This window comes from Streptomyces sp. SID12501 (genome assembly GCF_010550245.1).
Classification (GTDB): Bacteria; Actinomycetota; Actinomycetes; order Streptomycetales; family Streptomycetaceae; genus Streptomyces.
The window spans coordinates 1-486 of record NZ_JAAGLU010000493.1; the positions used below are offsets into that span (position 1 = coordinate 1).

The 486-nt window shown below is 74.1% G+C and carries 1 protein-coding gene; it reads right to left on the reverse strand.

Features of this window, described 5'->3' with window-relative positions; translation table 11 throughout:
* Positions 1–486 (reverse strand): aquaporin (locus G3I71_RS46940; RefSeq protein ID WP_203733128.1); only part of this gene is annotated, 486 nt, incomplete at both ends.

Sequence of the window (486 nt, forward strand, 5' to 3'; positions counted from 1 at the left end):
GAGCGAGCCGTTGGTCACGGGCGTCGCGACGAGCAGCAGGACGGCCAGCGCGAGCCCGACCGCGAACGGCACGTGCTGCTTGTTGGCGCGACGGTCGGTCGCGCCGAGGATCACGCCGACGAACACGGCGGTCGCGACGGCCTCGACGAGCAGCGCCACGACGAGGCCGAACTCGGCCTGGCCGCCCGAGAGCGTCGCGAGGGGCGAGTGGTCGCCGTAGCCGTTGGCGACCGAGCTGAAGAACGTGCGCGTCGACGTCTGCGCGCCCTGGCTGACGAGGCCCGGCAGCGCCGCGGGCACCGTGAGGAACAGCACCGCCGCGGCGAGCGCACCGCCGACGACCTGGGCGAGCCAGTAGGGGAGCAGGTCCTTGAAGGACGTGCGGCCCGCGAGGCAGGCGCCGAACGTCACGGCCGGGTTGAAGTGCCCGCCCGAGACGTGGCCGACGGCGATGATGCCGGCGAGCGCGGCGATGCCGAAGCCGAG